This is a genomic window from Streptomyces sp. NPDC050703 (assembly GCF_040654435.1).
GTDB lineage: Bacteria > Actinomycetota > Actinomycetes > Streptomycetales > Streptomycetaceae > Streptomyces.
The window spans coordinates 1-2921 of record NZ_JBFAHX010000100.1 but is presented as its reverse complement, the minus strand read 5'-3'; the positions used below and the strand labels follow the sequence as shown (position 1 = coordinate 2921).

Annotated in this window: 2 protein-coding genes; both read left to right on the top strand. The window is 74.5% G+C overall.

Annotated elements, in window-relative coordinates; genetic code table 11:
- Nucleotides 1-1446 (top strand): condensation domain-containing protein (locus tag AB0I16_RS35730; RefSeq protein ID WP_363253850.1); only part of this gene is annotated, 1446 nt, incomplete at its 5' end.
- A gap of 109 nt (nt 1447-1555) precedes the next feature.
- Nucleotides 1556-2921, top strand: a 1366-nt coding sequence (locus AB0I16_RS35725) for a condensation domain-containing protein (protein ID WP_363253849.1), incomplete at its 3' end; no start/stop codon positions are given.

The following is a 2921-nucleotide window of genomic DNA, read 5'->3' as shown; positions in this document are numbered from 1 at the left end:
GTGGTGCTCGGCGCCCCCGCCGGCCTGGGCCTCGACGTCCTCACCGCCGGGCTGAACGCCGTACTGGACACCCACGCCATGCTGCGGGCCCGCACCGTCCCGGGGAAGCCCGAGCTGATCGTGGGCGAGCCGGGGTCCGTGGACCCCGCGGCCCTGGTCCTGCGCGTCGACTCGGCGGAAGCGGGGGCCGAGGCCGGTGGCGTGGAGGCGGTGGCGCGCGAAGCCGCACGGCGGCTCGACCCGGCCGCCGGGGTGATGGTCCAGGCGGTATGGGTGGACCCCGGCCACGGCCGGCCGGGCCAAGTGGTGTTCGTAGCCCATCACTTGGTGGTGGACGGGGTCTCCTGGCGGGTCCTGGTGCCGGACCTGGCCGCCGCCTGCGAGGCGGCAGCCGCCGGACGCGCGCCGCGCCTCGACCCGGTCGGGACCTCGTTCCGCCGCTGGGCGAAGCTGCTGGCCGCGCAGGCGACCGGCCGACGGCGCGTCGCCGAGCTGGAGGACTGGCTGAAGCTGCTCGGCACGGCCCACAGCCGGCTCGCGGAGCGGGAGCCCGACCCGGACGTCGACACCGTACGCACCCTGCGCCGCCGCTCGTGGACCGTACCGCCCGCCCAGGCCGAGACGCTGCTGACCCGGACGCCCACAGCGTTCCACTGCGGCGTGGACGACGTGCTCCTCGCCGCGCTGGTAGGAGCGCTCGCGCACTGGCGGCCGGACGCCGTCCCCGGCGGGGCCGGGGTCCTGGTCGACGTCGAAGGGCACGGCCGGGAGCCGATCGCGGATCTGGACCTGTCGCGCACGGTGGGCTGGTTCACCAGCGCGCGTCCTGTGCGGCTCGACCCGGCGGGGGCGGACCCCGCGGAGGTCCTGGCGGGTGGCCCCGCGGCCGGCGCGCTGGTGAAGGCGGTCAAGGAGCAGGTGCGGGCGGTGCCCGGCGACGGGCTCGGTCACGCGCTGCTGCGCCACCTCAACCCCGGCACCGCCCCGGCCTTCGACGGCCGGCCCGCCCCGCAGGTCAGCTTCACCTACATGGGCCGGTTCACCGCCGCTGCCGAAGCCACCGACGCCGGTGGCGCCGCCGAAGCCATGGATGTCGCCGACGCCACCGGCACGGCCGGGCGCCGGGCGGACGGAGCGTGGCAGATGGCCGCGGGGAACGCCATCGGCGGCACGGTCGACCCCGGGACCCCGCTGCGGCACCTGCTCGACGCCGGAGCGATGGTCCGGGACACCTCCGGGGGCCCCGAACTCACGGTCACCGTCAGCTGGCCCGGCCGGCTCCTCGCCGACACCGAAGCCGAACGGCTCGGGCGCGCCTGGGTGGACATGCTCGGCGGCCTGGCGGCGCACACGGTGACTCCCGCCTCGGGCGGACACACACCCTCCGACTTCCCGCTCCTCGACCTGGCCCAGGACGAGGTCGACGAGTTCGAACACCTCGACTGAACGCCGCACTCGACCCAATGCGACCCACCCGATGTGACCGATCCGACGACTCGACCGATTCGGCTGTCGTGACTGACCCGGCACCTTGCCGCCATGAGGAGACAGAACGATGACCCGATCCCTTGTCGAGGACGTCTGGCCGCTCTCGCCGTTGCAGGAAGGTCTGCTCTTCCACGCCGCCTACGACGACGAGGGACCGGACGTCTACCAGGGGCAGCGGACGCTGGAGCTGGCCGGGCCGCTGGACGCGGACCGGCTGCGACGGTCGTGGGAGGCGCTGCTCGCCCGCCACGGCGCGCTGCGGGCCGGTTTCCGCGGCCGGAAGTCGGGCGAGACGGTGCAGGTCATCGCGCGCGAGGCGGCGCTGCCGTGGCGCGCGGAAGACCTCTCGCACCTCGCCGGGCCCGACGCCCTGGCCGAGGCACGGCGGCTGGCCGAGGGCGAGCGGTCCCGGCGCTTCGACCCGGCGGTCGCGCCCCTGCTGCGGTTGCTGCTGATCCGGCTCGGCGAAGGACGGCACCAACTGGTGCTCACCAGTCACCACGTCGTCATGGACGGCTGGTCCATGGCGGTGCTGTTCAACGAACTCCCCGCCGTGTACGCGGCGGACGGCGCGACCCACGGCCTCCCCAGGACGACGTCCTACCGGGACTACCTGGTGTGGCTCGGCCGGCAGGACAAGGAGGCGGCGCGGGCGGCCTGGCGCGAGGAACTGGCGGGGGCCGACGAGCCGACCCTGGTGGCACCGGCGGACCCGGCCCGTACACCCGTGGCCCCCGAGAGCCTGGTCATCCGCCTCTCGGCGGAACTGACCCAGGGGACGACCCGACTGGCGCGGAGTCTCGGCGTCACGGTGAACACGGTCGTCCAGGGCGCGTGGGCGCTGCTCCTCGCACGCCTCGCCGGACGCACGGACGTGGTGTTCGGGGCGACCGTGGCGGGCCGCCCGGCGGAACTGCCCGGCGTGGAGTCGATGGTGGGCCTGTTCATCAACACCCTGCCCGTACGGGTACCGCTGGACGGCGCGCAGACCGTGGCGCGCATGCTGGCCGCCCTCCAGGACCGGCAGGCCGCGCTCATGGCCCACCAGCACCTCGGCCTCTCCGAGATCCAGAAGCTGGTCGGCTCCGGAGCCGTCTTCGACACGATCGTGGTGTACGAGAACTACCCCCGCCCTCCGCAGGAGGAGCCCGCCCCGGACGCCTTCACCATGCGGCCCCTCGGCGAGGAGGAGGCCGCCCACTACCCGCTCACGCTGGTCGCGGCCCCCGAGGGCGACCGCATGGCCGTCAAACTCGACCACCGCCCCGACTTGTTCGACCACGCCTTCGCCCAGTCGGTCGTCGAGCAACTGGTCCGGGTCCTTGAGCAGATGGTGGCCGATCCGTCGGTGCCGGTGGGCCGGATCGATGTGGCGGGCCCTTCGGTACGTGACCTGGTGAGGGATGTCTGGAACGCGACGGCGGCGCCGGTGG